Origin of the sequence: Micromonospora sp. WMMD558 (genome assembly GCF_049315255.1) — a bacterium.
In the GTDB taxonomy this organism is placed as follows: domain Bacteria; phylum Actinomycetota; class Actinomycetes; order Mycobacteriales; family Micromonosporaceae; genus Micromonospora.
On the sequence record NZ_CP186061.1, the window covers coordinates 4,606,597 to 4,632,265 of the forward strand.

The 25,669-nt window shown below is 73.2% G+C and carries 26 protein-coding genes; 11 read left to right on the plus strand and 15 right to left on the minus strand.

Annotated elements, in window-relative coordinates:
- Positions 1-1,524: a glycerol kinase GlpK gene (gene glpK / locus ACN26Y_RS21795; RefSeq protein WP_155332067.1), complete on the minus strand. Its 1,524-nt coding sequence runs from the start codon at positions 1,522-1,524 to the stop codon at positions 1-3.
- A 39-nt stretch (positions 1,525-1,563) separates the two neighbouring features.
- A complete protein-coding gene (locus tag ACN26Y_RS21800; protein WP_155332068.1) occupies positions 1,564-2,331 on the minus strand; it encodes an IclR family transcriptional regulator in 768 nt (255 codons plus the stop codon).
- A gap of 187 nt (positions 2,332-2,518) precedes the next feature.
- Here ACN26Y_RS21800 and ACN26Y_RS21805 point away from each other — a divergent pair, with 187 nt between their 5' ends.
- From ACN26Y_RS21805 to ACN26Y_RS21825, 5 genes are all read left to right on the plus strand, one after another.
- Complete coding sequence (locus ACN26Y_RS21805) at positions 2,519-3,346, plus strand: MIP/aquaporin family protein (RefSeq protein ID WP_155332069.1); 828 nt, start codon at positions 2,519-2,521, stop codon at positions 3,344-3,346.
- Between the two features lie 40 nt (positions 3,347-3,386).
- The gene (gene glpK / locus ACN26Y_RS21810; RefSeq protein WP_155332070.1) at positions 3,387-4,904 is read left to right on the plus strand and encodes a glycerol kinase GlpK; all 1,518 of its coding nucleotides are present in this window, start codon (positions 3,387-3,389) and stop codon (positions 4,902-4,904) included.
- Positions 4,905-5,007: 103 nt separating this feature from the next.
- Positions 5,008-6,732 (plus strand): glycerol-3-phosphate dehydrogenase/oxidase, encoded by a 1,725-nt coding sequence (locus ACN26Y_RS21815; protein WP_155332071.1) that lies wholly within the window; start codon positions 5,008-5,010, stop codon positions 6,730-6,732.
- A gap of 221 nt (positions 6,733-6,953) precedes the next feature.
- The gene (locus ACN26Y_RS21820) at positions 6,954-8,180 is read left to right on the plus strand and encodes an MFS transporter (RefSeq protein ID WP_155332072.1); all 1,227 of its coding nucleotides are present in this window, start codon (positions 6,954-6,956) and stop codon (positions 8,178-8,180) included.
- A gap of 72 nt (positions 8,181-8,252) precedes the next feature.
- The gene (locus ACN26Y_RS21825) at positions 8,253-9,923 is read left to right on the plus strand and encodes a right-handed parallel beta-helix repeat-containing protein (RefSeq protein ID WP_155332073.1); all 1,671 of its coding nucleotides are present in this window, start codon (positions 8,253-8,255) and stop codon (positions 9,921-9,923) included.
- Positions 9,924-9,930: 7 nt separating this feature from the next.
- On the opposite strand, the gene ACN26Y_RS21830 is transcribed toward ACN26Y_RS21825, so the two are convergent.
- The 4 genes from ACN26Y_RS21830 to ACN26Y_RS21845 all read right to left on the minus strand — a co-directional run bounded on the left by ACN26Y_RS21830 (position 9,931) and on the right by ACN26Y_RS21845 (position 13,871).
- Entirely contained in the window at positions 9,931-11,769 is a 1,839-nt protein-coding gene (locus ACN26Y_RS21830; protein WP_155334233.1) for a glycoside hydrolase family 15 protein, read from the minus strand.
- A 160-nt stretch (positions 11,770-11,929) separates the two neighbouring features.
- A complete protein-coding gene (locus tag ACN26Y_RS21835; RefSeq protein ID WP_230688709.1) occupies positions 11,930-12,607 on the minus strand; it encodes a hypothetical protein in 678 nt (225 codons plus the stop codon).
- 35 nt (positions 12,608-12,642) lie between these two features.
- On the minus strand, positions 12,643-13,398 hold the full coding sequence (locus tag ACN26Y_RS21840; protein ID WP_422733433.1) for an ATP-binding protein: 756 nt from the start codon (positions 13,396-13,398) through the stop codon (positions 12,643-12,645).
- Complete coding sequence (locus ACN26Y_RS21845; protein ID WP_422733434.1) at positions 13,347-13,871, minus strand: MarR family winged helix-turn-helix transcriptional regulator; 525 nt, start codon at positions 13,869-13,871, stop codon at positions 13,347-13,349. The genes ACN26Y_RS21840 and ACN26Y_RS21845 overlap by 52 nt, the downstream gene beginning before the upstream one ends.
- A 48-nt stretch (positions 13,872-13,919) precedes the next feature.
- Here ACN26Y_RS21845 and ACN26Y_RS21850 point away from each other — a divergent pair, with 48 nt between their 5' ends.
- A complete protein-coding gene (locus ACN26Y_RS21850) occupies positions 13,920-14,723 on the plus strand; it encodes a potassium channel family protein (RefSeq protein ID WP_155334234.1) in 804 nt (267 codons plus the stop codon).
- A gap of 37 nt (positions 14,724-14,760) precedes the next feature.
- On the opposite strand, the gene ACN26Y_RS21855 is transcribed toward ACN26Y_RS21850, so the two are convergent.
- The gene (locus ACN26Y_RS21855; protein ID WP_422733435.1) at positions 14,761-15,954 is read right to left on the minus strand and encodes a DUF2254 domain-containing protein; all 1,194 of its coding nucleotides are present in this window, start codon (positions 15,952-15,954) and stop codon (positions 14,761-14,763) included.
- Positions 15,955-16,054: 100 nt separating this feature from the next.
- Positions 16,055-16,735: a hypothetical protein gene (locus ACN26Y_RS21860; RefSeq protein ID WP_422733436.1), complete on the minus strand. Its 681-nt coding sequence runs from the start codon at positions 16,733-16,735 to the stop codon at positions 16,055-16,057.
- A 202-nt stretch (positions 16,736-16,937) separates the two neighbouring features.
- Between ACN26Y_RS21860 and ACN26Y_RS21865 the strand changes: the two genes are divergently transcribed.
- A complete protein-coding gene (locus ACN26Y_RS21865; RefSeq protein WP_366601579.1) occupies positions 16,938-17,213 on the plus strand; it encodes a BON domain-containing protein in 276 nt (91 codons plus the stop codon).
- Positions 17,214-17,253: 40 nt separating this feature from the next.
- Here ACN26Y_RS21865 and ACN26Y_RS21870 read toward each other — a convergent pair whose 3' ends face one another.
- Together ACN26Y_RS21870 and ACN26Y_RS21875 are read right to left on the minus strand one after the other, a co-directional pair.
- Positions 17,254-18,342, minus strand: a complete 1,089-nt coding sequence (locus tag ACN26Y_RS21870; protein ID WP_422733437.1) for a ubiquinol-cytochrome c reductase iron-sulfur subunit — start codon at positions 18,340-18,342, stop codon at positions 17,254-17,256.
- The gene (locus tag ACN26Y_RS21875; protein WP_155332080.1) at positions 18,339-19,166 is read right to left on the minus strand and encodes a c-type cytochrome; all 828 of its coding nucleotides are present in this window, start codon (positions 19,164-19,166) and stop codon (positions 18,339-18,341) included. Before ACN26Y_RS21875 ends, ACN26Y_RS21870 begins: the two co-directional genes overlap by 4 nt.
- A 201-nt stretch (positions 19,167-19,367) precedes the next feature.
- On the opposite strand from ACN26Y_RS21875, the gene ACN26Y_RS21880 reads away from it, so the two are divergent.
- Positions 19,368-19,739, plus strand: a complete 372-nt coding sequence (locus tag ACN26Y_RS21880) for a DUF1330 domain-containing protein (RefSeq protein WP_422733438.1) — start codon at positions 19,368-19,370, stop codon at positions 19,737-19,739.
- 54 nt (positions 19,740-19,793) lie between these two features.
- Positions 19,794-20,309 carry a DUF421 domain-containing protein gene (locus ACN26Y_RS21885; protein ID WP_422733439.1) on the plus strand — a complete coding sequence of 172 codons (516 nt, stop codon included), beginning with the start codon at positions 19,794-19,796 and terminating at the stop codon, positions 20,307-20,309.
- Between the two features lie 3 nt (positions 20,310-20,312).
- Here ACN26Y_RS21885 and ACN26Y_RS21890 read toward each other — a convergent pair whose 3' ends face one another.
- The 3 genes from ACN26Y_RS21890 to ACN26Y_RS21900 all read right to left on the minus strand — a co-directional run bounded on the left by ACN26Y_RS21890 (position 20,313) and on the right by ACN26Y_RS21900 (position 22,546).
- Entirely contained in the window at positions 20,313-21,608 is a 1,296-nt protein-coding gene (locus tag ACN26Y_RS21890) for a low temperature requirement protein A (protein ID WP_422733440.1), read from the minus strand.
- Between the two features lie 161 nt (positions 21,609-21,769).
- Positions 21,770-21,943: a hypothetical protein gene (locus tag ACN26Y_RS21895; RefSeq protein WP_196255657.1), complete on the minus strand. Its 174-nt coding sequence runs from the start codon at positions 21,941-21,943 to the stop codon at positions 21,770-21,772.
- A gap of 183 nt (positions 21,944-22,126) precedes the next feature.
- The gene (locus tag ACN26Y_RS21900) at positions 22,127-22,546 is read right to left on the minus strand and encodes a hypothetical protein (RefSeq protein WP_422733441.1); all 420 of its coding nucleotides are present in this window, start codon (positions 22,544-22,546) and stop codon (positions 22,127-22,129) included.
- A 240-nt stretch (positions 22,547-22,786) separates the two neighbouring features.
- Between ACN26Y_RS21900 and ACN26Y_RS21905 the strand changes: the two genes are divergently transcribed.
- Together ACN26Y_RS21905 and ACN26Y_RS21910 are read left to right on the plus strand one after the other, a co-directional pair.
- Entirely contained in the window at positions 22,787-24,580 is a 1,794-nt protein-coding gene (locus ACN26Y_RS21905) for a serine/threonine-protein kinase (protein ID WP_422733442.1), read from the plus strand.
- Positions 24,581-24,625: 45 nt separating this feature from the next.
- Complete coding sequence (locus ACN26Y_RS21910; protein WP_155332086.1) at positions 24,626-25,033, plus strand: four-helix bundle copper-binding protein; 408 nt, start codon at positions 24,626-24,628, stop codon at positions 25,031-25,033.
- Between the two features lie 60 nt (positions 25,034-25,093).
- Here the strand turns inward: ACN26Y_RS21910 and ACN26Y_RS21915 are convergent, their stop codons facing one another.
- Entirely contained in the window at positions 25,094-25,252 is a 159-nt protein-coding gene (locus ACN26Y_RS21915) for a hypothetical protein (RefSeq protein WP_155332087.1), read from the minus strand.
- A gap of 86 nt (positions 25,253-25,338) precedes the next feature.
- Entirely contained in the window at positions 25,339-25,638 is a 300-nt protein-coding gene (locus ACN26Y_RS21920) for an STAS domain-containing protein (protein ID WP_155332088.1), read from the minus strand.
- Positions 25,639-25,669: the final 31 nt, after the last annotated feature.

Sequence of the window (25,669 nt, forward strand, 5' to 3'; positions counted from 1 at the left end):
TCAGCCGTTCGCGGCCCGGGCCTCGGGCTTGATCCACCCGAAGGTCCGCTCGACGGCGCGCTGCCAGTTCTCCCGCTCCTGGTCGCGGACCGTGGCGTCCATCTCCGGCGTCCACCGGGCGGCGAGGTGCCAGTTGCGGCGCAGGCCCTCCAGGTCGGGCCAGTACCCGACCGCGAGCCCGGCCGCGTACGCGGCGCCGAGGGAGACCGTCTCGGCCACCATCGGGCGTACCACCGGCACGGCGAGCACGTCCGCGACGAACTGCATCAGCAGGTTGTTCGCGGTCATCCCGCCGTCCACCCGCAGGGCCGTCAGCTCCAGCCCGGAGTCGGCGTTCATCGCGTCGACCACCTCGCGGGTCTGCCAGCCGGTCGCCTCCAGCACCGCGCGGGCCAGGTGCCCCTTGGTGATGTACGAGGTCAGCCCGACGATCACCCCGCGCGCCTCGCTGCGCCAGTGCGGCGCGAACAGCCCCGAGAAGGCGGGCACGATGTAGCAGCCGCCGTTGTCGTCGACCGTCCGGGCGAGGGTCTCGATCTCCGGCGCGGTGCTGATCAGCTCCAGCCGGTCGCGGAACCACTGCACCAGGGACCCGGTGATCGCGATGGACCCTTCGAGGGCGTACACGGCGGGCTCGTCGCCGATCCGGTAGCCGACGGTGGTGAGCAGCCCGTGACTGGAGTGCACCGGCTCGGCGCCGGTGTTGAGCAGCAGGAAACTGCCGGTGCCGTAGGTGCACTTGGCGTCGCCGGGGGCGAAGCAGGTCTGCCCGAACAGGGCCGCCTGCTGGTCGCCGAGGGCCGCCGCGATCCGGACGCCCGGCAGGACGGTCGTGGCGGTGCCGTACACCTCGGAGGAGGAGCGGATCTCGGGCAGCATGGCGGCGGGGACACCGAAGAAGGCCAGCAGGTCCGGGTGCCAGTCGAGGGTCCGCAGGTCCATCAGCATGGTGCGGCTGGCGTTGGTGACGTCGGTCAGGTGCAGGCCGCCGTCCGGGCCGCCGGTGAGGTTCCAGATCAGCCAGCTCTCCATCGTCCCGAAGAGCACCTCACCGCGCTCGGCCCGCTCGGCGAGGCCGGGCGTGTGGTCGAGCAGCCAGCGCAGCTTCGGCCCGGAGAAGTACGTGGTCAGTGGCAGCCCGCAGAGCCGCTGGACGTCCTCGGCGCCGGGGGAGCGGGTCAGGGTCTCCACCACCGCGTCGGTGCGGGTGTCCTGCCAGATGATCGCGGGCGCCACCGGGACGCCGGTGCGCCGATCCCAGACGATCGTGCTCTCGCGCTGGTTGGCGATGCCGATCGCGGCGATCTGGTCGGCGGTGACGCCGGCCTGGGCGAGGGCGCGGGGGACGACCCGGCCCACGTTGCGCCAGATCTCCGCGGCGTCGTGCTCCACCCAGCCGGGCCGGGGGAAGTGCTGCTGGTGCTCCCGCTGGGCCACCGAGACGAGGTTGCCGCGGCGGTCGAACACGATGCAGCGGGTGGAGGTCGTTCCCTGGTCGATGGCGACGACGTAGCTCTCGGTCATGGCGCGTCCTTCGTGAAGCCGGGTGGTGGGGTGGGCTGATCACCAGCGCGCGGCGCCGAGATCACGGGACACCGCGCGGGCGGCGTCGCGGACGTACGTGACGAGGGTCGGGCGGGGGACTCCCGATCCGTCGCAGATGCGGTCCACCGGACCGGAGAGCCCGATCGCGCCCACGACCAGGCCGCCGTAGCCGCGGATCGGCGCGGCGATACCGGCCTTGCCGGGGGTCATCTCCTCGATCTCGGCTCCCCAGCCGTTGTCCCGGATCTCGCTGAGGGCCCGGGTGAGGGCCCGTGCGGTGACCAGGGTGCGGCGGGTGTAGGGCTCGGGCTCGCCCTGCATGACCGTGTTGGCGGCGCCCACGTCGTAGGCGAGCAGGACCTTGCCGAGCGCGGTGGCGTGCGGGGGCAGCAGCGACCCGACGTCCAGGGTCTGGAGGGTGTCGTCGGGGCGGAACACGTGGTGGACCACCAGCACCTTGCCGTCCAGCAGGGTGCCGATGCGGACTGCCTCGCCGCTGCGCGCGGCGAGGGGGTCCGCCCAGTTGATGGAGCGGGAGCGGAGTTCGTTGACGTCGAGGTAGCTCGTGCCGAGGTGCAGCAGGGCGGCGCCGAGCTGGTACTTGCCGGAGGTCTTGTCCTGCTCCACGAACCCGACGTCCTGGAGGGTGCGCACGATGCCGTGCGCCGTGCCCTTGGGCAGGTCGAGGGAGCGGGCGATCTCTCCGATGCCGAGCCGGCCGGAACTGCTGGCCAGCAGGCGGAGGATCGCCGCGGCACGTGCGATGGACTGCACCTGACCCGGCATGGGCCGGAATGCTAATCGCGTTCGGGCCATCGCAACAGTGTTCGACATTGTCGACCGGGGTTCGTTGACCCGCCTTCCTGCGTTTCCTACGGTTCACCGCACGGCGACGTCCGACACCTCGCCGACACCGACCGGCCCTCCGCCCGTCCCCCTGCTAGCGGAGGGCCGCCACCCCCCTGGAGGCACCATGACACAGCGATTGAGAGCGCCGGGCCTGCTCGGCGAACTTGCCGCCGAGTTCGCCGGCACCGCCATCCTGATCCTGTTCGGCGTGGGCGTCGTCGCCCAGGTCGCCGCCGCCGGCACCGGCGAGTTCGACAGCATCGCCTGGGCCTGGGGCCTCGGCGTGACCCTCGGCGTCTACGTCGCCGGCCGGATCAGCGGCGCCCACCTCAACCCCGCGGTGACCCTCGCCCTCGCCGTCTTCAAGGGCTTCTCCTGGCGCAAGGTCATGCCGTACGCGCTGGCCCAGACCGCCGGCGCGTTCGTCGCGGCCCTGATCATCCGCTGGAACTACAGCGAGGTGCTGTCCCGGTTCGACCCGGGCCTCACCAGCAAGAGTCAGGGCGTCTTCTCCACCCTGCCGGGCGCCGGCGTCACCGAGTGGGGCGCGCTGCGCGACCAGATCATCGGTACGGCGATCCTCCTGTTCCTCGTGCTCGCCGTCACCGACGCCCGCAACTCCCTGCCCGGTTCCAACCTCGCCCCGCTGATCGTCGGCCTGATCGTCGTCGCGATCGGCATGGCCTTCGCGGTCAACGCCGGCTACGCGATCAACCCCGCCCGTGACTTCGGCCCCCGCCTCGCGTCGTTCCTGACCGGGTACGAGACGGCGTTCCAGGACGCCGGCGGATATCCGTACTTCTGGGTGCCCATCGTCGGGCCGCTCGTCGGCGGTGTTCTCGGCGCCGGCCTCTACGAGCTGCTCATCGGCCGGTTCCTGCCGAGCGACGAGCCGGAGCCGGGCACTCTCGCCACCGAGACGGTTGCGGAGCCCGAGCCCGCCCGCGTCTGATCGACACATCCCCCTACGACCCGCAGAGGAGACCTCCCGCATGGCTGACTTCGTCGGCGCGGTGGACCAGGGCACCACCAGCACCCGCTTCATGATCTTCGACCACGGTGGCAACGAGATCGGCCGCCACCAGCTCGAGCACCAGCAGATCCTGCCGCAGGCCGGCTGGGTCGAGCACAACCCGCTGGAGATCTGGGAGCGGACCCAGACCGTCATCCAGACCGCGATGAACGAGCGCGGCCTCAGCGCCGCCGACCTCGCCGCACTGGGCATCACCAACCAGCGCGAGACCACCGTCGTGTGGAACCGCCGCACCGGCCGCCCCTACTACAACGCCATCGTCTGGCAGGACACCCGGACCGACCGGATCGCCTCCGCGCTGGAGCGCGAGGGCAAGGGCGATGTCATCCGGCGCAAGGCCGGCCTGCCGCCGGCGACCTACTTCTCCGGCGGCAAGATCCAGTGGATCCTGGAGAACGTCGAGGGGGTCCGGGAGGACGCCGAGCGCGGTGAGGCGATCTTCGGCAACACCGACACCTGGCTGCTGTGGAACCTCACCGGCGGCACCGAGGGCGGGGTGCACGTCACCGACCCCACCAACGCCAGCCGCACCATGCTGATGAACCTGGAGACGCTGGACTGGGACGACGAGCTGCTGTCGTTCTTCGGCATCCCGCGCGCCATGCTGCCGCAGATCCGGCCGTCGTCGGACCCGAACACGTACGGGACCACCGCGCCGCACGGCCCGTTCACCGGCCCGGTCCCGCTCACCGGGGACCTCGGCGACCAGCAGGCCGCCACCGTCGGGCAGGTCTGCTTCGCCCCCGGCGAGGCCAAGAACACGTACGGCACCGGCAACTTCATGCTGCTCAACACCGGCACCGAGATCGTCCGGTCCAAGGCCGGCCTGCTCACCACGGTGTGCTACCAGTTCGGCACCGACGCCCCGGTGTACGCCCTGGAGGGCTCCATCGCGGTCACCGGGTCGGCGGTGCAGTGGCTGCGCGACCAGCTCAAGATCATCAGCACGGCGGCGCAGAGCGAGATCCTCGCCCGCCAGGTCGAGGACAACGGCGGCGTGTACTTCGTACCGGCGTTCTCGGGGCTGTTCGCCCCGTACTGGCGCTCCGACGCCCGCGGCGCGATCGTCGGGCTGTCCCGGTTCAACACCGACGCCCACATCGCCCGGGCCACGCTGGAGTCCATCTGCTACCAGAGCCGGGACGTGGCCGAGGCCATGGAGAAGGACTCCGGGGTGCCCCTGGACGTCCTCAAGGTCGACGGCGGCGTCACCGTCAACGACCTGTGCATGCAGATGCAGGCCGACATCCTCGGCGTGCCGGTGAGCCGGCCGGTGGTCGCCGAGACCACCGCGCTCGGCGCCGCGTACGCCGCCGGCCTCGCCGTCGGTTTCTGGAAGAACACCGACGAGCTGCGGGAGAACTGGAACGAGAGCCGGCGCTGGCAGCCCAGCTGGTCGCCCGAGCAGCGCGAGAACGGCTACGGCCGCTGGAAGAAGGCGGTCCAGCGCACCCTCGACTGGGTCGACGTCGACTGATCAGCAACACCCCCACCCGAGGACCGGGCGGCCGGCGTCCCCCGCCGGCCGCCCGGACCGGCCGACGTCCGCGCCGGCCGCCCAGAAACAGGAGAACGAACGCATGCACTCCGCGACACTGTCACCGGCCGCCCGCGAGCGGTCCCTGGCCGCGCTCAGCAGCGGTCAGGAACTGGACGTCCTGGTGGTCGGCGGCGGCGTCACCGGCGCCGGCTGCGCCCTCGACGCCGTCACCCGGGGCCTGTCGGTCGGGCTCGTCGAGGCCCGCGACTGGGCCAGCGGCACGTCCAGCCGCTCCAGCAAGCTGATCCACGGCGGCCTGCGCTACCTGGAGATGCTCGACTTCGGCCTGGTCCGCGAGGCGCTGCGCGAGCGCGGCCTGCTGCTGCAACGGCTCGCCCCGCACCTGGTCCGCCCGGTGCCGTTCCTCTACCCGCTGCGCCACCGCGGGTGGGAGCGGCTGTACGCGGGAGCCGGCGTCCTGCTCTACGACACGATGAGCCTCTCCGGCAACCACGCCCGCGGCGTACCGGCCCACCGGCACCTCACCCGGCGCGGCGCGGTCCGCGCCTGCCCGTCGCTGCGGCCGGAGGCGCTGGTCGGCGCGTTGCAGTACTACGACGCCCAGGTCGACGACGCCCGGCTGGTGACCTGCCTGGTCCGCACCGCCGCGGCGCACGGCGCCCACCCGCTGTCCCGGGCCCGCGTCGTGGGCTTCCTGCGCGACGGCGACCGGGTCATCGGGGCGCGGGTGCACGACCTGGAGACCGACCGGGTCTTCGAGGTCCGCGCCCGGCAGGTCATCAACGCCACCGGCGTGTGGACCGACGACATCCAGGCACTCGTCGGCGAGCGCGGCCCGGTGCAGGTCCGCGCGTCGAAGGGCATCCACCTGGTGGTGCCCCGCGACCGGATCCACTCCACCACCGGCCTGATCCTGCGCACCGAGACCAGCGTCCTGTTCGTGATCCCGTGGGGCCGGCACTGGCTGATCGGCACCACCGACACCGACTGGGACCTGGACAAGGCGCACCCCGCCGCCACCAGCCGCGACATCGACTACCTGCTGGAGCGGGTCAACGAGGTCCTGGCCACCCCGCTGACCCGCGACGACGTCGAGGGCGTGTACGCGGGCCTGCGCCCGCTGCTGTCCGGGCACTCCGACGCCACGGCCAAGCTGTCCCGGGAGCACACCGTGGCCAGCCCGGTGCCGGGACTGGTCATGGTCGCCGGCGGCAAGTACACGACGTACCGGGTGATGGCGCGGGACGCGGTCGACGAGGCGGTGCGCGGTCTCGGCGAGGGCGTCCCCGCCTCGTGCACCGACCGGGTGCCGCTGCACGGGGCCGAGGGCTACGTCGCCCGGTGGAACCAGCGCCGCCGGATCGCCCGGCAGCACGGCCTGTCCGCCGAGCGGGTCGAGCACCTGCTGCGCCGCCACGGCGCCGCCGTCGACGAGGTGCTGGACCTGCTGCGGGAGGACCCGGCGCTGGCCGAGCCGCTCGACGGCGCCGACGACTACCTGCGCGTGGAGATCGTCTACGCGGCGTCCGCCGAGGGCGCCCTGCACCTGGAGGACGTGCTCACCCGGCGTACGCACATCTCGATCGAGACCTTCGACCGCGGGCTCGCCGCCGCCCGCCCGGCCGCCGAGCTGATGGCGCCGGTGCTCGGCTGGGACGCCGAGCGGGTCGACCGGGAGGTCGCCCACTACGTGGCCCGGGTGCACGCCGAGCGGGCGGCGCACGAGCAGGCCGACGACGAGGCCGCAGACGCCGTCCGCCTGGGCGTACCGGACGTGGTGCCGCCGGTGGCGCTCGCCGCCTGACGCGGCTGCCCGGCGGTCGGTCGCACACCGCCGGGCGCGGATGCGGTCTCCGGCGGTGTGCCCGCGCACACCGCCGGAGCCGCGTTCCGGGTGCCCGCGGCGGGCGTGAGACGCTGGCGGCCGCATGATGATCGGGCCGCGACGCGGCGACCGGTCGACACCCGCTCCCGGGGGCACGACCGTGGCCGCTGCCGCGCCGGGCGCGCGCCGAAAGGAACGGCATGAGCGCAGCCGCCCCCGCGGTCACCTCCCCGCACCACCGGCCGGCCGACCGGCCCGCCGCACGGGACGGGATCGCGGCGTTCGTCCTCGCGGCGACCGCCTTCGCCCTCGTCACCGGTGAGACGCTGCCGGTGGGACTGCTCGGGCAGATCGCCGCGGACCTGCCCGCCGCGCCGAGCGTGGTCGGTCTCTCGGTGGCTCTCTACGCCGCCGTCGCGGCGGCCACCGCCGTACCGCTGACCCGGCTGCTCGCCCGCTGGGACCGGCGCCGGGTCCTGGTCGCCTGCGCCGCCACCTTCGCGCTCGGGCACCTCGTCACCGCGCTGGCGCCGACCGTCGCCGTCCTGATGGCCGGGCGGTGCGTGTCGGCGGCCGCGCACGGCGTCTACTTCGCGGTCGCGATGCCGGTGGCGACCCGCCTCGCCGCCCCGCACCGCCAGGGCCGCGCGGGCAGCCGGGTCGCGGTCGGCGGGGCCAGCGCCCTGGTGGTCGGGACCCCCCTGGTCACCCTCGTCGGCCAGGCGTGGGGATGGCGCGCCGCCGCGGCGACCGTCGTCGTCGCCTCGCTCGCCCTCGCCGGGGTCCTCGCCCGGACGCTGCCGGCGCTGCCCGGCGACCGGGGCCCGGGCACCGACGGCCGGCTGGCCGTCACGCTGCGCACGGCCGGGCTGCCAACCGTCCTGGCCGTCACCCTGCTCGCCGTCGCCGGGCACTTCGCGTTCTTCACCTACCTGGCGCCGTACGCCGACCGCGAACTCGGCGTCCGGGACGCCGGCCTCTCGCTCGTCCTGCTCTGCTACGGGATCGCGTCGGTGGCCGGCAGCGCGGCCGGGGGCCGGCTCGCCGACGCCGGGCCGGTCGCCAGCGTACGGGTGGCCGCGGCGGCGTTCACCGTGGTGCCGGCGGCGCTGTGGCTGAGCAGCCGGGCGGGCGCCACGGTGCCGGGCGCGGCGCTGCTGGTCCTCTCCGGCGCGTCGTTCTCGCTGCTCGCGGTCCTCACCGCGCTCGCCGTCCTGCGCCGGGTCGACGGCGGGCGGGCGGAGACCGCCAGCGCCCTGCACAGCATCCTCTTCCAGGTCGGGATCCTCGCCGGCTCGGCCCTGGGCAGCCTCTGCGCCCGGTTCGGTGCGGTCGACGTCATCCCGCTCGTCACGGCCGGGACCGGGCTCGTCGTCCTCGCCGTGGCGTCGCTCGCCGGCTCGGCCTTCCGCGCGCGTGCGGCCTGACGGGTTTCCCGGGGCCGGCAACGGGAACGCGGGCGGCGCCCGACAGCCGATCGACGGTCGGAGGAGCACGCCGTGTCCCACCAGGGTCTGTCCACCGCGGTGCCGAAGCGGCTCACGCCCGTGGCCGGGGCGCCCCTCTGGTGCGACGCCCGGGACCACGGGCTGCGCGGGGACGGGGTGACCAACGACCAGCCGGCCCTGGCGGCGCTGGTGGACCGGCTCGGCGAGGGGTACGCGGCCGACGGACGGGCCCGGGTGATCTACTGCCCGCCCGGGATCTACGCGATCCGGGACGCCGGCACGGTGTGGCGCAGCGGCGTGTCACTCATCGGGGCCGGCCCGGCGGCGACCCGCTTCCTGCTCAGCAACGAGGGCAACCGGTCCGACCCGGTGCCGCTCGCCTTCTGGACCACGGTGCAGCACGGCGCGGACCGGGACCGGCACATCGCCGAGTGCACGTTCGCCGACTTCGAGATCGACGGCTCGGGCGTGGCGATGACCGAGTACAGCTACCTCGCCAAGGGCCTGGGCCTGCAGTACGTCGTGCGGGGAGTGTTCCGCAACCTCTACATCCACCACACCGGCGCCACCGGCCTGGGCTGCGACTTCCTCCAGGACACGCTGATCGACGGGGTGGTCGTGATCGGCTGCGGCCGCCTGGACAACGGCCTCCAGATGGGTGGTGCGGGCATCGGCATCGGCGTCGGCGGGTGGGGCGAGATCGAGCGCTGCACCATCGCCAACTGCACCACGCTGGGCAACGGCACCAACGGGATCTTCCTGGAACTCCAGAAGCCGGACTGGACGCCGCCGCGCGGCTACCGCATCGTCGGCTGCCACAGCCAGGCCAACCGCTTCGGCATCTCCGACTGGGGCGCCGACGGTCTCGTCGTCTCCGCCTGCACGCTGACCGGCAACCTGGAGGCGGGCTTCGACGTCTCCGCCAACGGCACCGCCGGCGTCGCCGGCCGCGGCGGGATCCTCACCGACTGCGTCATCGACCGCAACGTCGGCGACGGCATCAGCATGGGAAACACGCCGGGCCCGTACACGATCCGGGGAAACCGGATCAGCGGCAACGGCGGGTACGGCTTCCACGAGCACGACCTGGGCAACGGCTACCGGGGTCCGGCCGTGTCCGTCGTGGTCGACGGCAACGACCTCGCCGACAACGGTCTCGACGCCGTCCGGGTCGACCGGCCGATGGTCGACGCCTTCCTGGTCGGCAACCGGATCCGCGACAACGGCCGCCGCTGCGCCCCCGCCACGAGCGGGTCGGGAGCCTCCGTGCGGTACGGGCGCAGGACGGTGACCGACGTCGGCGCTACCTGGCCACCGGACGGTCACCGGGGCAAGGTCGTCCACGTCGGCGGGCGGACGGCCGTGGTCGCCGGCAACAGCGCCACCGAGCTCAGCCTCGCCGAGGTACGGCCGGACGCCGCCAGCGGGTGGAACGAAGCGGTGCCGGAGCCCGGCAGCCGGTACGAGCTGCCCGCCCCGCCGCCGGTCCGCGCCGGGATCACCGTCAACGCCCCGCTCGATTCGGCGACCGTACGGGGCAACCGGGTGTGGGACACCGGCGCCGGAACCCAGACGTACGGCCTGTGGATCACCGGGCGGGGCAGCTGCGTGGCCTGCCGGATCGAGGACAACGACCTCGCCGGCAACGCCGACGGCGCGCTGCGCCTGGACACCCCGCCGGTGGGCGGCCGGTGGACCGACAACCACACCGACGTGGAGTGAGCGCCGGTCACCCCCGCCGGTTGCGGGCGTCGAGCATGTCGTTGAGCGCCAGGGCCGTGGTGATCAGGGAGAGATGGCTGAACGCCTGCGGGAAGTTGCCGATCTGCTGGCCGGTGAGGGCGATCTCCTCCGCGTAGAGGCGCAGGTGGTTGCTGAAGGTGAACATCTTCTCGAACGTGAGCAGGGCGTCGTCGAGTCGCCCGGAGCAGGCCAGGGCGGCGACGTACCAGAAGGTGCACATGTTGAACGTGCCCTCGTCGCCGGGGAGCCCGTCCGGCGCCTCGGAGGGCTTGTACCGGTGCACGAGGCTGTCGGAGACCAGGTCCCGGTCGATGGCCTGCAAGGTGGACTGCCACAGCGGGTCGCTCGGGGTGACGAACCCGACCGACGGCATGATGAGCAGGGCGGCGTCGAGGACGTGCTCCCCGTACGCCTGGACGAAGGAGCGGCGGTTCCAGTCGTACCCCCGCAACATGATCTGGTTGTAGATCGCGTCCCGTTCGCGGACCCAGCGGGACACGTCGCCGGGGCGGCCGTGGCGGGCGGAGAGGCGGATCGCCCGGTCCATGGCCACCCAGGACATCAGGCGGCCGAAGGTGTAGTCACGGGGGTGGCTGCGGCTCTCCCAGATGCCCGCGTCCGGCTGGTCCCAGTTGTCGCAGAGCCAGTCGACCATCCGGACGGTGCTGCGCCACACCTGGTGCGAGGCGCGGATGCCCTGCTCGTCGGCGAAGAGCATGGCGTCCAGGGCCTCGCCGTGGATGTCGAGCTGGAGCTGGTCGGCGGCGCCGTTGCCGATCCGGACCGGCCCCGACCCCATGTACCCCTCCAGGTGGTCGAGGACCTCCTCGTGCAGGTCGGACGAGCCGTCCACCCGGTACATGATCTTGAGAGGTGCCGCGTGGTCGCCGGCCTCGCGGATGCGCTCGTCGAGCCAGTTGGTGTACCGGGCCGCCTCCTCGGTGAAGCCCAGCCCGAGCAGGGCGTGCACCGAGAACGAGGTGTCGCGGATCCAGGTGTAGCGGTAGTCCCAGTTGCGGGTGCCCCCGATCTCCTCGGGCAGGGAGGCGGTCGGTGCGGCGATCATGGCGCCGGTCGGCGCGTACGTCATGAGCTTGAGGGTGATCGCCGACCGTTCCACCATCTCCCGCCACCGCCCGGTGTACCGGGACCGGTCGAGCCACTGGCGCCAGTAGTCGCGGGTGAACTCGAACAGCGCCTGGACCTCTTCCCGGCTGAAGCGGCGGGGCGCCTGGGTGCCGGCGGTCTCCATGACGATCGCGCCCGTGTCACCCTCCTGCAGGGTGGTGAAGGCGATCAGGTCCCCGTCGAGGTTCTGCAGGTTCTCGATCGGGATCAGCCGGCCGTCGGGATGGGAGGTGTGCAGCGTCAGGGTGGCCGACGGGCTCCGGAAGACGGCACCGTCCGCGTGCACGTCCAACTCGTGCCGCTCCCGGCCGTAGTCGAAGCGGGGGCAGCACTCGGCGCGGAACCGCATGCTGCCCCGCACCATGTTGATGGTCCGGATGATCCGGTGCTGGTCGGTGGGCCGCTCGCCGGTCACCGGCATGAAGTCGACGATCTCGCTGACGCCGTCCGCGCTGATGAAGCGGGTGATGAGAATCGGCGTGTCCGGCAGGTAGAGCTGCTTGCTGATGTACCGCACCCCGTCCGGCACGATCGAGAAGTACCCGCCGCGCCGGCGGTCCAGCAGCGCCCCGAAGATGCTCGGCGAGTCGAACCGGGGCGCGCAGAACCAGTCGATGGTGCCGTTGCGGGTGACCAGGGCGGCGGTCTGCAGGTCCCCGATGAGACCGTGATCCTCGATTGCCGGGTAGGCCGACATGCCGGTCTCCCCGTTTTCCCACGACACCTGTCGAACCTTAGGGACGCGGGGGCGGCGGGCGGCCGGGAACGCCGTCCGGCCACCCGTCCGGGTTACGGCGGTGCCCGGCGGCCGCCGGACACCGCCGTGACCGGTTACCACGGTGTGGACGGGAGGGTGGTCAGGGCAGCAGGCGGTCGGCGCCGGCGAACGCCCCGACGACGTACGGCACGGCCACGGCCGGCAGCACCGGGCCGTGGCGCAGGGTGGGCGTCCACCCGGCGTCGGGTGCCAGGTCGGGGTCGTGGGCGGCGTTGTAGGCGGCCGCCAGGTCCACCGGGCGGGCCGGGCCGTCGGCCGGGTCGACGACGTTGCCGCGGGTGGTGACCGCGGTGCCGCCCCAGTCGTGGAGCAGGTCGGCGGCGGTGATCCCCGCGCCGAGGGTGAAGGCGTTGCGCTCGACGTGCACCGCCGACCGCACGCCGATCCCGATCGCGTAGGCGAACCCGTCGCCGGCCAGCCGGTAGTGGTTGTTGTAGACGTCGACCTGGCCGAAGCGGACCCGGGGCAGGCGTTGGCGGACCCCGTCGAAGAGGTTGTGGTGCAGGGTCACGTTCAGCCGCCCGACGTCCGGGCCGACGGTGTTGGACGAGCCGATCAGCAGCACCTTGTCCCGGCCGACGAACCGGTTCCAAAACGGGCGGTCGCCGGACCGCTGCCCGACCTGCGCTTCGTGGCGACCGGCGGGATCGACGCCACCAACGCCGCCGACTTCCTCGCCGCCGGCGCCCGGGTGGTCGGGGTTGGCGTACAGCTCCTCCTCGGTGACCAGCTCCCGGCGCATGCTGCGGCGCAACATCCGGCCGTCCCGGTGCGGTCCGGACGCGCCCCAGGTCACCCGTCGGCCGGAAGGTCGCCCCCGACGACGGCCCAGGTCGTCTTGCCGTCGCCGACGGTCACGAAGCCCCAGTCGGAGGCGAGGGCCGCGACGATGGGGATGCCACGGCCCCGCTCGGCGAGCAGGTTCCCGTTTGCGGCCGGGTCCGGGCGGTCGGCGGCGCGGTCCCGCACACTCACCCGCACCGCCCCTGCCTGCTCCACCAGCGTGACGTCGAGCTCGGTGCCGGCGTGTTCCACGGCGTTGCTGACGAGCTCGGACGTGACAATGACGGCGCGCTCCATCATCCCCGGGCGACCCCACGCCCGACAGCGGTCGGCGACGAGTCGGCGCGCGGCGGCGGGGGAATCCGGGTGCGCGGGCAGGTTCAGGTGGGCCCGGCGGCGGCCAGGTGCCCCTTTCGGATCCCGACCGGGGCCGGCCGGCAGCAGGCCGGCGGCGTGCGTCGGCGGCTCGACGGTCAGGACCGGCCCGCCGGCGCGGGCGGCCGCCCAGGGGGCGATCACCGTGCCGGCTGACGCGACCGCGACGGTGGGAAGGTCCCGCAGGTCGATGACGAGGTCCAGCGGGGCGTCGACGTCGCCGTCCCGCAGGACGGCGGTCAGCAGCGGTTCCGCGTCGGGCGGGCAGCCACCGGCGAGCACGATCCGGGTGGAGCCGGCGCGGAAGTCGCGTCGGAAGGCCCATTCGAGTGGCACGCTCATGTCGGCGGTGCGGGCGGCCCGGCGCATCGTTCCCAGTGCCGTCGCCACTGTCGTTCGTCCGGTTCGCCGGCTGCCGCCACCAGTGCCTCGACCGATTCCCTCAGCCCGCCGCCGGCCCGCACCCCGGTCGTCGCCACCAGGCGCCGGATCTCGGCGGTGCGGTGCTGGATCACCGCGCCGACGATGTCCTTGCCCGCCGTCGTGAGGCTGAGCCAGGAAACCCGCCGGTCGCTCTCGCCCGGTCGCCGTGCCACCAGACCGCGACGGACCAGGCGGTCACAGGTCCGGGTGACGGTGGACGGGTGGACCTGCAGCGCCACGGCGAGGTCGACGACCCGGACCGGCCCCCGGGACGCGAGGAGGACGAGGGTCCGGTACTGCGACATCGTGAGGTCGACGTCCAGGACCCCGAGCGAGCGGACGGTGATGCCGACCAGCGATCGGCTCAGTGCCGCCAGGGCATCCACGAGGCCCTCGTCCACCGCCGTCGGGGACTCCGCCGGCTCCACGTAGAGTCGCACCGGCCAATGATTGCACGGATACACGCATTTATGGTCGGAGGGGTGACCATGGGAAATGCCGGCTCCACCGGCTCACCGGCGGTGCGGACCACCCGCTGGGAGCGGGTGACCGCGCTGCCGTTGACCGTTCTCTCCCTGGTGTTCCTGGCGGCGTACGCGGCGCCGATCCTGGATCCGCAGCTCGGGGCGGGCTGGAGGCGCGCCTGCCAGCTGACGACCCTCGCCATCTGGCTGCTGTTCTGGCTCGACATCGGTGTCCGCTTCGTTCAGCAGCCGGATCGACGGCGGTTCGTCCGCGAGCACCTGTTCGATCTCGCGGTGCTGCTCCTGCCGGTGCTCCGCCCGCTGCGGGCGTTGCGGTTGGTGACGGTCGTGCTCACGCTGAGCCGGCGTACCGAGATCTGGGTCCGCGGCCGGCTCGGCGTCTACGTGGCGGCGACCACCCTGCTGCTGGTGGTGGTCGCGGCCCTGGCGGTCCTCGACGCCGAGCGGTACGCCCCGGACTCCTCCATCACCAGCTACGGGGACGCCCTGTGGTGGGCGGCCGTGACCATCACCACGGTCGGATACGGCGACTTCTACCCGGTCACGACCGAGGGACGGTTCGTGGCGGTCGGCCTGATGATCGGCGGTATCGGGCTGATCGGTTTCGTGACCGGCTCCCTCGCCACCTGGATCGTCGACCGGGTCTCCGGCCGCGGCCAGCAACCCGTCGCCACCGCCGAGGACATCGCCGCGCTGCGGCGGGAGATCGCGGCGCTGCGCCAGCGCCTCGAATCGCCGGACGGCACGCCGACCGAGGATGCCGCCGCCCGCCCCGTGCCGCCGCCCCGGACGACGCCGCCGTCGTGAGGCGGCGGAGGGCCTCGTCGGTGGTCGCCGGTGTGCGTCACCCGTGCGGCATGCGACGCCGGATCGCGGGCCGGTGGGTGGGCAGCGCGACGGCGTACAGGTCGTCGAGGAGTGCGTCCAGCAGGCGGGTGATCCGTGGCTGCGGGCCCGCGGTCGCGCGCACGTCGTCGACGATCATCGCCAGGTACGTGTCGAACGGCAGGCTGTTCACCTGTACCCGGACGGTTCCGTCGTCGTCGCGGACCGTGCGGGCCCGCTCGGGGCGGGTGGCGAGCCGGCGGAGCAGGTCGTGGGCCTCCTGTACGGCGCGGGTCGCGGTGGTGACGTCGTTCGAGGCGGGGGAGAGGGCCCGCTCGGCGATGTCGGCGAGTTGCCGAAAGCCGAATCCGACGTCCTGACCCGGGGTGCGTTCCACACCGATGGTCACCGTGCGTGCGGCGCGATCGGCGGGCAGCGGGCGAGGTTCGTCGCCCGGACACCGGTGCGCGCGGAAGAGCGGCGCGCCCGCGACCACGAAATCGCCCGGTGTGGGGACGACCGAGATGGCGCAGCCGTGTTCCCGGGCCAGCCGGGCGAGCCGGGCGACGTCGACGTCGGTGACCATGCCCGGCACCGGAGCCGGCAGGACCTGTACGACGTCGCCGGTGACCCGCAGGGGCGGGTGTTCGTCGTCCGGCAGGTGTCGCTCGATGGTCCGGCGCGTCTGCGCGCCGATCGACGCGATGATGTGCGACACCCGCATCACGGTGGTGATGTGGTGCAGGTAGTAGATGAACATCCCGCTGCTGCCCAGGACGAGCGACATCGAGACGGCGAGCGACAACTCCGGCAGCCGCTGCTCGTCCCGGGCCGGCAGCGCGGCGAGGACGACCATCGCGAACAGGAAGGTCGCGACGAACGTGCCCAGCGTCGCCTGGATGGTCCGGTCCTGCAGGAAGGTGCGCAGCACCCGGGGCGAGTACTGGCTGCTGGCGAGTTGCAAGGCCACGACCGTGATGGAGAAGACCAGCGCCGTGAAGGAGATCATCGCGGTGATGATCGACGACAGCAGCGACCGGGCGCCGGCCGGCCCGCCGGGCAGGAGCCACTCGACGGGGAGGTCCAGGTGCAGCTCCAGCACCGACAGGCCGATCGCCGCCGCCACCGCCCCCACGGCGCAGACCGCCGGCAGCAGCCAGAAGCTGGCCAGCACCTCGGCGGCCAGCGCCGCAGGGTTGCGGGGCCGACTCACGGCGTCCAGATCCCGGGCGTCACGCCCTGATCCTGGCGTACGCGGGACGGTCCCGCCCGGCGTACGACGTACCGCCCGGACGGGGCGGTGCCGCCGGCCGTCACTCCCGCTGCTCCCGGTCACCCTCGTCCCGCTGCCGTTCCGAGCTGAGGAAGAAGGCTCCCAGCGCTCCGGCCAGGGTGGCGAAGACGACCACCGAGTAGACCGCGAGCGCCAGTTCGACGACCTGGGCGAGCGGGTCGGTGGCGGTGAGCGGCTCGCCCGTGATGGTGGTGAGGGCGACGTCGTGCAGCGCCTGCCCGTACGTCCGGTAGGAGCCGGTGAGAACGAGCAACTGCCCGACGGACAGGATGACCGTGGTGGTGATGATCGCCAGCCAGGCGAGCCGGTCGGTGAGCAGGCGTCCGGCGGAGCGGGAGCCGCGGACGGCGGCGGTGATGACGCCGCCGGCGCGGGTGGCGCGCAGGGTGGCGGCGGCCCGGGCGAACCGCAGGAACGGTACGGCGAGGAAGATGACCTGCCACCAGTTGCGGCGCCAGAAGGCGCGGGGGTGGTGCCGGGCGAGCCAGGCGCGCAGGGCGAACTCGGCCACGAACACCGCCCACAGGACCCAGCTGGTGACGGTCAGGGCGGTGGACAGGGTGGGGTGCCGGGCGAGTGACTGTCCGAGCACGACCAGCAGGAAGAGCACGCCGAGGGCGCCCATCGGCTTGTCCAGCCGCCGGGCGAGACCGTTGAGGACGGCGTCGCGGGACCGCTGGTCGCCCCGACGGCCGGTCATCCGGGGAGCCGGGTGGGCGGCAGGGGCCGGCGGTGGGTGGGCACGGCGTCAGCGGGTGGCGGTGGTCGGTCCGGCGGTGGCCGGTGCGGGCCGCGGTGACTCGTCACCGTCGCGGGCGCGAATCGTCACGACTTTGTCGTATTGACGGCGAAGCGTGGGGGGTAGGGCTCTCCGCAGGTCAACGAGACGTGAGGAGTGAGTCGTGACGTACCCCTGGTTCTTCCCCGACGACCTGCCATCGCTGTTCCAGAACACCCCCGCCTCGGAGGACGCCCGGTTGGCCTGCCGGCTGCTCGAGCAGATGCAGCGGGATCCGGTGCTGCGCCACGAGCGCATCTGCATCGAGGTGCAGAACCGGGTGGTCATCCTGGAGGGGACGGTCAGCTCGGCCGACGTGAGCGCCCACGCCCACACCCTCGCCTGGGGTGCCGCGGACGTCCACGACGTCAGCAACCGGCTGTGCCCACCGGACGGGTGACCGGCGCCGGACGTCCGCCGGCCGCCGGCCGGCGGCGCGGTCAGGGGCGCTCCCAGAAGTCGGGGCCGATCGGCTCCTGGTAGTCGGCGGTGGCGACGAAGAAACCCTCCTCGTCCACCTCGATCGGGAGTTGGGGCAGGCGGCGGTTGGCCGGGCCGAAGACGGGTTCGGCGTTGTTCGTGATGAGGAACTGGGACTGGTGGCAGGGGCAGAGCAGCCGGTTGGTCTGCTGTTCGTAGAGGCTGGCGGGGCAGCCGGCGTGGGTGCAGATCTTCGAGTAGGCGATGTAGTTGCCCCACATCCAGTCGACCTTGCCGGCGTCGCGGTTGTTGAGGCGGGCGGTGATCGCGTCCTCGGCGCGCAGGTGGATGAGCAGCGTCACCGAGTCGGCGTACTGGTTGCTGACGCCGTGCGGGATGCCGGGGAAGACGGTGACCTGGCCGCCGGCGAGCAGGTCGGAGGGGCGCACGGGACGCCCGTCCTCGCGGACCAGGCGGACGCGGGTGATGGCGCCCTGCTCGTCGGCGGGCGCGAAGCCGGTCTGGTACAGCTCCCGGCCGGTGTGCGGGTCGCGGATGAGGCCGCCGACCAGTGGTGCGGCGACGACCGCGCCGACGGGGACGAGCCCGGCGAGCAGCGAGACTCCGAGCAGCGGTCGACGCCGCACGCCGAGTTCGTCGGCCATGTAGAGCATGGTCTGACCGGTGATGCGCTGCTCGTCGGGGGACACGGCGCCCTCGTGCCGGTCCTGGATGGACACCTCCTTGGGCAGTAGCTTCTTGCCCCACACGAGAACGCCGAAGCCGACACCCAGCAGCGCGATGCCCAGGGTCGCCCCGAGCAGCGGCGTGTAGTACTCCTCGATGTCGGCGACCAGCCGGTAGCGCCACGGCCACCAGATGTAGACCGCGAGGAACGCGGTCGCCGCCAGCCCGGCGATCAGGAACAGCGCCGCGACGATCCGTACCAGCCGGCGCTCGGCCTTCGAGCCGGACACGACCTGCGGCTCGTAGTGGACGATCTCGATGTCGTCGCGGCGGGCGCCTTCCCGGACGATGTCGAAGCGCGACAGCGACCGGTCGTTGACGTCGACCGCCCCCCGCTGTTGCTGGGTCACGTGCTCGCTCACGACTTGCCCGCGATCCACAGGCTGGCGAAGACCAGCGCGACGATGCCGACCAGGAAGACCGCCAGGCCCTCGGTGGAGGGACCGTACCGCCCGAGGTCGAACCCGCCGGGGTCGGTGTCGGTCTGGATCACCTGCTGGATGTAGGCGATGATGTCCGCCTTCTGGTCCGGGGTCAGCGTGGTGTCGCCGAACACCGGCATGTTCTGCGGCCCGCTGAGCATCGCCGCGTAGATGATCCGGTCGCTCGCCGGGTAGAGGCTCGGCGCGTACTTGCCCGACGACAGGGCCCCGCCACCGCCACCGAACGCGTGGCACTGCGAACAGTTGATCCGGAACAGCTCACCGCCGCGGGCGAGGTTCGCGTCCTTGACCAGGGCGTCCACGTCGTCCGGCACCACCGGGCCGACCCCCAGCGAGTCGATGTACGCGGCCAGCTGGCGCACCTGCTCGTCGGTGTACAGCTCGGGTTTGCGCTGTGCCTGTGCCTCCTGCCGGGCCAGCGGCATCCGGCCGCTGCCCACCTGGAACTCCACCGAAGCCCCACCCACGTTGATCAGGCTCGGTCCCCGTCCCTCCACGCCGCCGGCGGAGCGACCGTGGCAGGTGATGCAGCCGACCTCGAACAGCGCCTCACCCTCCGCCGCGGCGGCACTCAACCGCGGCTCCTCCTGCGCTTGCGCCTGGGGCGCGAACACCGTGTACGCGCCGCCGGCCAGCACCAGCGCCGCGACCATCCGCACGACGGCTCCGAACCGTCGCCCGGCGCGGCCGGCGGGACGGCGCTTCCAGGGGCGGGCGAAACTCCGGCGCCCTCGATCTGCCATGGTTTCCTCGTCTTCCGGGCACGGTCAGTGGCAGCACTAATTTGCGACGATATAGGAGTTTCATCCGGCACGTGGAGGCATTGCTCCGTCCGCCCTACCCGTCATCGGGGGGCCGACAACCACCGCGCCGGCTCCCTTTTCGACCGCCGGTGACCTGTGGTCTGATGATCGCCACCCGGACAGCGGACTGGAGGCGCACTGATGGCAGTCGACCCGACCGGTCGCGATCTGAAGCAGTTCCTGGCAGCCACCCCTGAAGAGCCGGTGGTGATGCTCAACCTCCTGCGCTTCGCCGACGGCGGGCGGGAGTCGTACGAGCGGTACGCCGCGGCGCTGCGGGAGACGTTCCTGCCGCGGTACGGCGGCGAGGTGCTCTACGCCGGAGACGGTGGCCCGGCCCTGGTGGCCGAGGAGGGCCAGGCCTGGGACGCGGTGCTGCTGGTGCGCTACCCGAGCCGTACGGCCTTCAGCCGGATGGTCGCCGATCCGGAGTACCAGGAGGTGACCCGGTGGCGCACGGAGGCCCTGCGGGAGGCCGTCCTGCAGCCGACCTCCGCGTGGGCCACCGGCTGACCGGATCCGGCGCGTGGGGCGGATACCGCCGCACGTGTGGGGTAGCTCCCGGGGATGGTGTTGAAGAACCCCGCCGACCTGCTGCGCCTGCTCCTCGTCGCCGTGCTCTTCTATCCGGCACTGGTGGTCATCCTGCGGGTGTCCGGGAAACGGACACTGTCCAAGCTCAACGCGTTCGACCTCGTCGTCACGGTGGCATTGGGCTCGACGCTGGCGACGATACTGCTGTCGCGGGACGTCTCGCTGGTCGAGGGGATCCTCGCGCTGGCCCTGCTGGTGGCGTTGCAGTACGCGGTCGCCCTGCTCGCCGTCCGCTGGCCCCCGTCGCAGCGGCTGCTGAAGGCCCGGCCGACCATGCTGCTGCGGGACGGGCGGCCACGGTACGACACCATGCGCCGGGTCCGGGTGGCGGAGAGTGAGATCCGGCAGGCCGCCCGCAGCCAGGGCGCCGGCGACCTCGGTCAACTCGCGGCGGTGGTCCTGGAGACGGACGGCAGCCTCAGCGTCATCACCCGCAGCGGCCTCGGCGACGGCAGCAGTCTCGCCGATGTGCGCGACGAGGGGCGGTAGCGGTCAGAGATGCTGGCAGCGCCACTCGCTGAGCGCCCTCTCGGTCACCCGCTCCTCCTGGCGGACCGAGTCCTTGATCCGCTCGCGGGCGTCCGCTCCGGTGAACCGCTGGACCAGGGCGACGACGCCGGAGAAGACGACGAGCACGCCCAGCGCGATGAGCGGGGTGACCAGGGTCGCCGGCACGACCAGCACAGCCAGTGCCGCCGCGGCGACGAGATTGGAGCGCCGGAACCGGCGGAAGGTGCGCGCGGCGACGAGCGCGTCGGCAAGGAGAAAGAGGCCGACGCCGCCGTACAGGGTGACGGCGCTGGGCCCCGGCAGCGGTTCGACGCCGGGCGCGGCGACCTCCTCGAGCACGAGCTTGAGCCCGAGCGCGGTCATCACGATTCCGACCAGGACCAGCAGGTGCAGGTAGGTGAAGACGTCCCGGGCCAGGGGTATCCGGCTCGGGCCCCGGGTGCCGTGCATCGCATGCTCGACACTGGGCGCGAGGGTGTCGAAGTGCAACCACCACATCGCGGCGAGCAACGCGATGCCGAGGATGGAGCCGGTGATGACCGGCCCGGTCAGGGCGAGCCGGTCGAAGCGGCCCGGTCCCAGCCCCAGCGCGATGACCGCCTCACCGAGGGCGATCAGGATGATCAGGGCGTGCCGCTCCGCCCAGTGTCCCGCCGAGGCGACCCCCCAGCGGGCGTACGGCAGGAACAGGCCGACCGAGTACTCGACCAGCAGGGCGGCGCCCCACAACGTCAGGCGTGCGGCGAGGACCGCGTCGGCCGGAACCCACCAGGGCGCGGTGGCGGCCAGCCCGACCAGCAGGGCGGCCAGCACCGCCGGGGCGGTGATGACGACCAGTTGCCGGCGGGAACGGCCCGCCCGGCTGAGCACGTAGAGGAACCCGGCCGACGTGAGGCCGCGTACGGCCAGGTAGGAGACCGCGAACACCACCGGGCCGGGCAGGTCGTCGGGTTGGTCGATGAACGCCTGTGGAATGGTGATCGCCAGGATGAACGCCGCCGCCATGATGCCGAAGCCGAGCGGCGGCAGGAACCCGTGGTCGGCGCGGACGACGTTGCCGAGCGACGCGAACCCGGTCCAGCAGAACCAGAGCAGCGCCAGGACGATCGTGCCGGACAGCACGGAGACGGGGGTCAGTTCCCGGGACACGAGACCGGTCACGTTGAGGAACGCGAAGACGAAGATCAGGTCGTAGAACAGCTCCAGCCGGGTGACCCGGCTGCCGGGTGCCACCGGCATGAGCCACCGCGAGCGGCGGAGGGGCGGCGGAACGCTCACCCGGTCAGTTTCCGTCCGCGATGCTGGCCCAGGGGCGGTTTCACCACAGCCGACCGCCTGCGCTGACCGGCTCGGTCAGAAGTCGGCCGGACGGCCTGCCGGTGGCGCAGACCATCCACTACTCCGCGTCGACGCTGGAGAAGCATCCGGACGCGTGACCGTCATGACTGTTCGTCGTCGACGACGTCGGTGCGGTCGTCGTGCGTGACCGTCACCTCCAGATGCTCGTCCGGCTGGGGTGCCTGGGCCACGGTGTGGTGCGGGTCTCCGTCGGGCGAGAACAGCACCCGGTCGGTCTTCGGGCTCTTCTCCCGGCCCTCCTCCGGCTCGGTCACGGCACTCTCCCTCCGGTCCGGTCGCGTCCCTGCCCACGCTATGCCCCGCCCGGGGGCCCGGCGCGGGAATCCGCCGTCTGCGACGCCATCGGGTGTCGCGCGTGCCGTCGGTCGGCCCGCTGCGGGCAGGGCCGGTTGGCACGGATGACGGGCTCGGGAGCAGTGGCCGCCGGAGACGGATCGTCACCGCCACACGGTGACGGTCCCGGCCGCCAGCGCCTTCTTTCCGTCGAACGCGCGGTACGGGTGCGGGGCGAACTCCGCGGCGAGGTCGCCGGACGAGAACAGGATGACGGTTCCCTCGACGGTGACCAGCTGCGGTGGCGTCGCCTCGACGGCCTGCCGGGTCAGCACGAGCAGTGGGCCGTCGCTCAGGTCGACGTCCCGGACGACGATCGCGCCCTCGTCGATGACCCGCTCGACGGCGGCGGTCACGGTGAGCCGGTCGCCGACGGCGGCACGGGCGAGCGTGCTCGGCGGGCTGGTGCTGGAGGGCCGCTGCGGCGGTTCGGGGCCGGGGTCCCGGGAGCAGCCGCCCGACAGCAGGGCGGCGACCAGTCCCGCGGCGATCGCCGCGCGGCGGACGCCGTGCTGCCCGACCATGGTGATCACCTGCCTTCGTCGTGACCGTCGACAGTGCTCCTGTCACCAGGAACGCTCCGAGGTGTGACGGCCGTCGCGCGGCAACGTGACGGTCGTGTGACAACACCGGGCGGGCTCCCGATCGGAGTTTTCGCCGGCCGGGGGCCGGGTAGCGCGATGGTCGACCGGGGCTCCGGCTCCGATGTCGACCGACAGCGACACGGCGCCCGCGAGGGTGCCGGACCGGGAGGGGGCAGGGCGGTGCGTTGTCTGCAACGGCGTTACCGGCTCGACGAGCCGGTCGGCCGGGGAGGCATGGCGACCGTCTGGCGCGGCTACGACCTGCGGTTGCAGCGTACCGTGGCGGTGAAGCTGTTGTCGTCGGCGTTGCTGGGCGACCCGGCGGCCCGGGACCGGATCCGCCATGAGGCGTTGGCCGCCGCCCGTTTCGACCACCCGAACGTCGCCCGGGTCTACGACTACGGCGAGCAGTGGCACCTGACCCGCACCCCCACTCCGTTCCTGGTGATGGAGTTCGTCGACGGGCGGACCCTGGCCGCCCGGCTCCGCGGTGACGGGCCGCTCCCGGCACCGGAGGTGCTGCGGGCCGGTCGGCAGGTGGCGGCGGCCCTCGCCGCCGCCCACGCGCACGGCGTGGTGCACCGCGACGTCAAGCCCGGCAACATCATGCTCACCCGAAGCGGGGTGAAGGTCGTCGACTTCGGAATCGCCGCCGGCGTGGGCGAGGACGTGGCGGACCCGGACGGGCTGGTCTGGGGTACGCCGGCCTACCTGCCGCCGGAGCAGGCGGCCGGCGCGGAGGCGGCACCGGCGGGCGACGTGTTCGCGCTCGGCGTCGTCCTCGCCGAGTGCCTCACCGGTCAGGTGCCGGAGCGGGCCCCCCACGAACCGGCAGCCAGCGTCGCCCTCCCGGGGCTCGCGGCGCCCCACGTGGAGCTGGTCCGCGCGTGCCTGGAGACGGATCCCGGCCGGCGGCCGACAGCGGCGGAGTTGGCGGCGGCGCTCGGGCCGCTCACCGGGACGACCGTGGCGGTGGACCCGACGGCCGGTGGTGCCCGACCCGCGGTGCCCGCCCGGACCGTCCCGGGCCCCACCCGGCGCGCGCGCCCGCGGGTCGCGAGCCGGCCGGCGCGAGGCGTACGCCGTGGCGTTCGCCTCGCGGCTCCCGCCGCGGCGGCCGCCGCGCTCGCCGGGCTGTTGCCGGGACTGGTCACCGCCGAGGACCGATCCGCCGACCCGGCCCCGTCCGGGGCCGGCTGTCGAACCCGCTACCTGGCGCAGCAGGGAGCCGACGGCGGCTTCACGGCACGGATCACCGTGACGGGTATCGGCGGTCCGGGCACGCAGCACCGCACGCTGACCTTCACCCTTCCGGAGGGGCAGCGGCTCCTCGACGTCGTCGGCGCCGCCTGGACCCGGGACGAGCGGCGGGTGACGCTCCGCCTCGCCGAGCCGCCCGTACCGGGAGGGGACCTGACCGCGACGCTGCACGGCCGGGCGGACACCGGTGGACACGAGCCACCCCGCCGGTTCACGGTGGGCGACGTCGTCTGCGACCGCACGGGCACGCACGTCCGGACGTCCGTGCTCCCGTCCGTCGCGGCCGTCCCGGCGGCGGCGCCGACGGAGACGGCCGGCCGGGGCTCCGCCGGCGGGCCACCGGCGGGCGGCGCCCGGAGCAGTGGTCGCGGAGCGGGCGGGGCGCCCGTGCCGCCGTCACCGTCGGTGACCACTCCGTCCGGCGCCGCGCCGACGCCGACGCCGCCGTCGGACCCGCCGACCACCGCGCCGCCGACGAGTGGGCCGCCGCCGTCCGATCCGCCGCCGTCGGATCCGCCGGCCACGTCGGTGCCGCCGGTGACGGCGGAGCCGTCGGCCACGTCCGAGCCGCCGGTGACGGCGGAACCGACGCCCACCCCGCGAACCACCACGTCGTCCGAAGCTGCCGAGCCCCCACCGCCCGCGCTGCCACCGACGTCGGTCGAGCCGTCCGTCACCGCTGGGGGCTCCCGGACGTCCGGGAGTGCGGCGTGAGGGAAGGGGTACGACGTTGAGACGACGATCCCGAGAGGAGAAGCCATGACCGGCACCACCATGCCGATGCTGGAGAGTTACCCGAAGTCGATCAACCTGGACCGTAAGAAGCTGGCCGCGGTGATCGACGCCCTCAACGACTGCGCGCAGGCCTGCACCGCCTGCGCCGACGCCTGCCTGAGCGAGGACATGGTCGCCGAACTGGCGAAGTGCGTTCGCACCAACCTGGACTGCGCCGACGTGTGCACCACGACGGCACGGGTCCTGTCCCGGCACACCGGGTACGACGCGAACATCAGCCGCAGCCTGCTGGAGGCGTGCGCGACCGCCTGCCGGGCGTGTGGCGACGAGTGCGCCCGGCACGCGGACCGGCACGAGCACTGCCGGATCTGCGCCGACGCTTGCCGCGCCTGCGAGCAGGCATGCCGGGACCTGCTGGCGACGATGAGCTGATCCGGGCACGACGTCCCGCGCCGCCTCGGGTACCGGACCGGCGCGGGACGTGCCGTACCGTCAGCGCTTGGCCTGCTGCTTGGCCAGCTGCGGGTCGGCGCCCCTGCCGACCCGGCGCAACGCGTCGCGGAGCTGGTCCTCGGTCATCTTCGAGTTGCCCTCGATGCCCGCGTCGTGGGCCTTCTGGCGCAGGTCGTGGAGCCGTTCGCGGTCACCCATGTCACCCTCCCCGTGTCGGCTGCGGCACAAGGACGCGCTCGTGCCGCCCGGACCCTGGCGTTCCCGCCCGTCCCGCCGGCAAACCGTCAGCGCAGCAGACCGTCCGCGCCGGCCGTCGTCATCCGCTGCCGTACCGGCGGGGAGGCATGGACGACCCGCACCATCGTCCCGGTCCGCTCCGCCTCGAGGGCGGCGGCGGTGACGGCGGCGGCGGCGGACGGCTCGACGTCGACCACGCCGGAGAGGTCGAGGTGCACCTCCCGGGGCCGGTCGCGCAGCACCCGGTGCAGCGCGTCGCGGAGGGTGTCGACGTCCGCGCCGCGCATGCCGCCCCGTAGTACCAGGACCACGACGCCGGCGGACAGGATGGTCACGGTGATCGACATCGACGCCACGGGGACCTCCAGGCCGAAGCGG

What these genes read in the sequence shown, in the direction of transcription:
- glpK (WP_155332067.1), bottom strand. Translation starts at nt 1,524, where the DNA reads ATGACCGAGAGCTACGTCGTCGCCATCGACCAGGGAACGACCTCCACC.
- ACN26Y_RS21800 (WP_155332068.1), bottom strand. Translation starts at nt 2,331, where the DNA reads ATGCCGGGTCAGGTGCAGTCCATCGCACGTGCCGCGGCGATCCTCCGC.
- ACN26Y_RS21805 (WP_155332069.1), top strand. Translation starts at nt 2,519, where the DNA reads ATGACACAGCGATTGAGAGCGCCGGGCCTGCTCGGCGAACTTGCCGCC.
- glpK (WP_155332070.1), top strand. Translation starts at nt 3,387, where the DNA reads ATGGCTGACTTCGTCGGCGCGGTGGACCAGGGCACCACCAGCACCCGC.
- ACN26Y_RS21815 (WP_155332071.1), top strand. Translation starts at nt 5,008, where the DNA reads ATGCACTCCGCGACACTGTCACCGGCCGCCCGCGAGCGGTCCCTGGCC.
- ACN26Y_RS21820 (WP_155332072.1), top strand. Translation starts at nt 6,954, where the DNA reads ATGAGCGCAGCCGCCCCCGCGGTCACCTCCCCGCACCACCGGCCGGCC.
- ACN26Y_RS21830 (WP_155334233.1), bottom strand. Translation starts at nt 11,769, where the DNA reads ATGTCGGCCTACCCGGCAATCGAGGATCACGGTCTCATCGGGGACCTG.
- ACN26Y_RS21835 (WP_230688709.1), bottom strand. Translation starts at nt 12,607, where the DNA reads ATGTTGCGCCGCAGCATGCGCCGGGAGCTGGTCACCGAGGAGGAGCTG.
- ACN26Y_RS21850 (WP_155334234.1), top strand. Translation starts at nt 13,920, where the DNA reads ATGGGAAATGCCGGCTCCACCGGCTCACCGGCGGTGCGGACCACCCGC.
- ACN26Y_RS21860 (WP_422733436.1), bottom strand. Translation starts at nt 16,735, where the DNA reads ATGACCGGCCGTCGGGGCGACCAGCGGTCCCGCGACGCCGTCCTCAAC.
- ACN26Y_RS21875 (WP_155332080.1), bottom strand. Translation starts at nt 19,166, where the DNA reads ATGGCAGATCGAGGGCGCCGGAGTTTCGCCCGCCCCTGGAAGCGCCGT.
- ACN26Y_RS21880 (WP_422733438.1), top strand. Translation starts at nt 19,368, where the DNA reads ATGGCAGTCGACCCGACCGGTCGCGATCTGAAGCAGTTCCTGGCAGCC.
- ACN26Y_RS21885 (WP_422733439.1), top strand. Translation starts at nt 19,794, where the DNA reads ATGGTGTTGAAGAACCCCGCCGACCTGCTGCGCCTGCTCCTCGTCGCC.
- ACN26Y_RS21900 (WP_422733441.1), bottom strand. Translation starts at nt 22,546, where the DNA reads ATGGTCGGGCAGCACGGCGTCCGCCGCGCGGCGATCGCCGCGGGACTG.
- ACN26Y_RS21910 (WP_155332086.1), top strand. Translation starts at nt 24,626, where the DNA reads ATGACCGGCACCACCATGCCGATGCTGGAGAGTTACCCGAAGTCGATC.
- ACN26Y_RS21915 (WP_155332087.1), bottom strand. Translation starts at nt 25,252, where the DNA reads ATGGGTGACCGCGAACGGCTCCACGACCTGCGCCAGAAGGCCCACGAC.
- ACN26Y_RS21920 (WP_155332088.1), bottom strand. Translation starts at nt 25,638, where the DNA reads ATGTCGATCACCGTGACCATCCTGTCCGCCGGCGTCGTGGTCCTGGTA.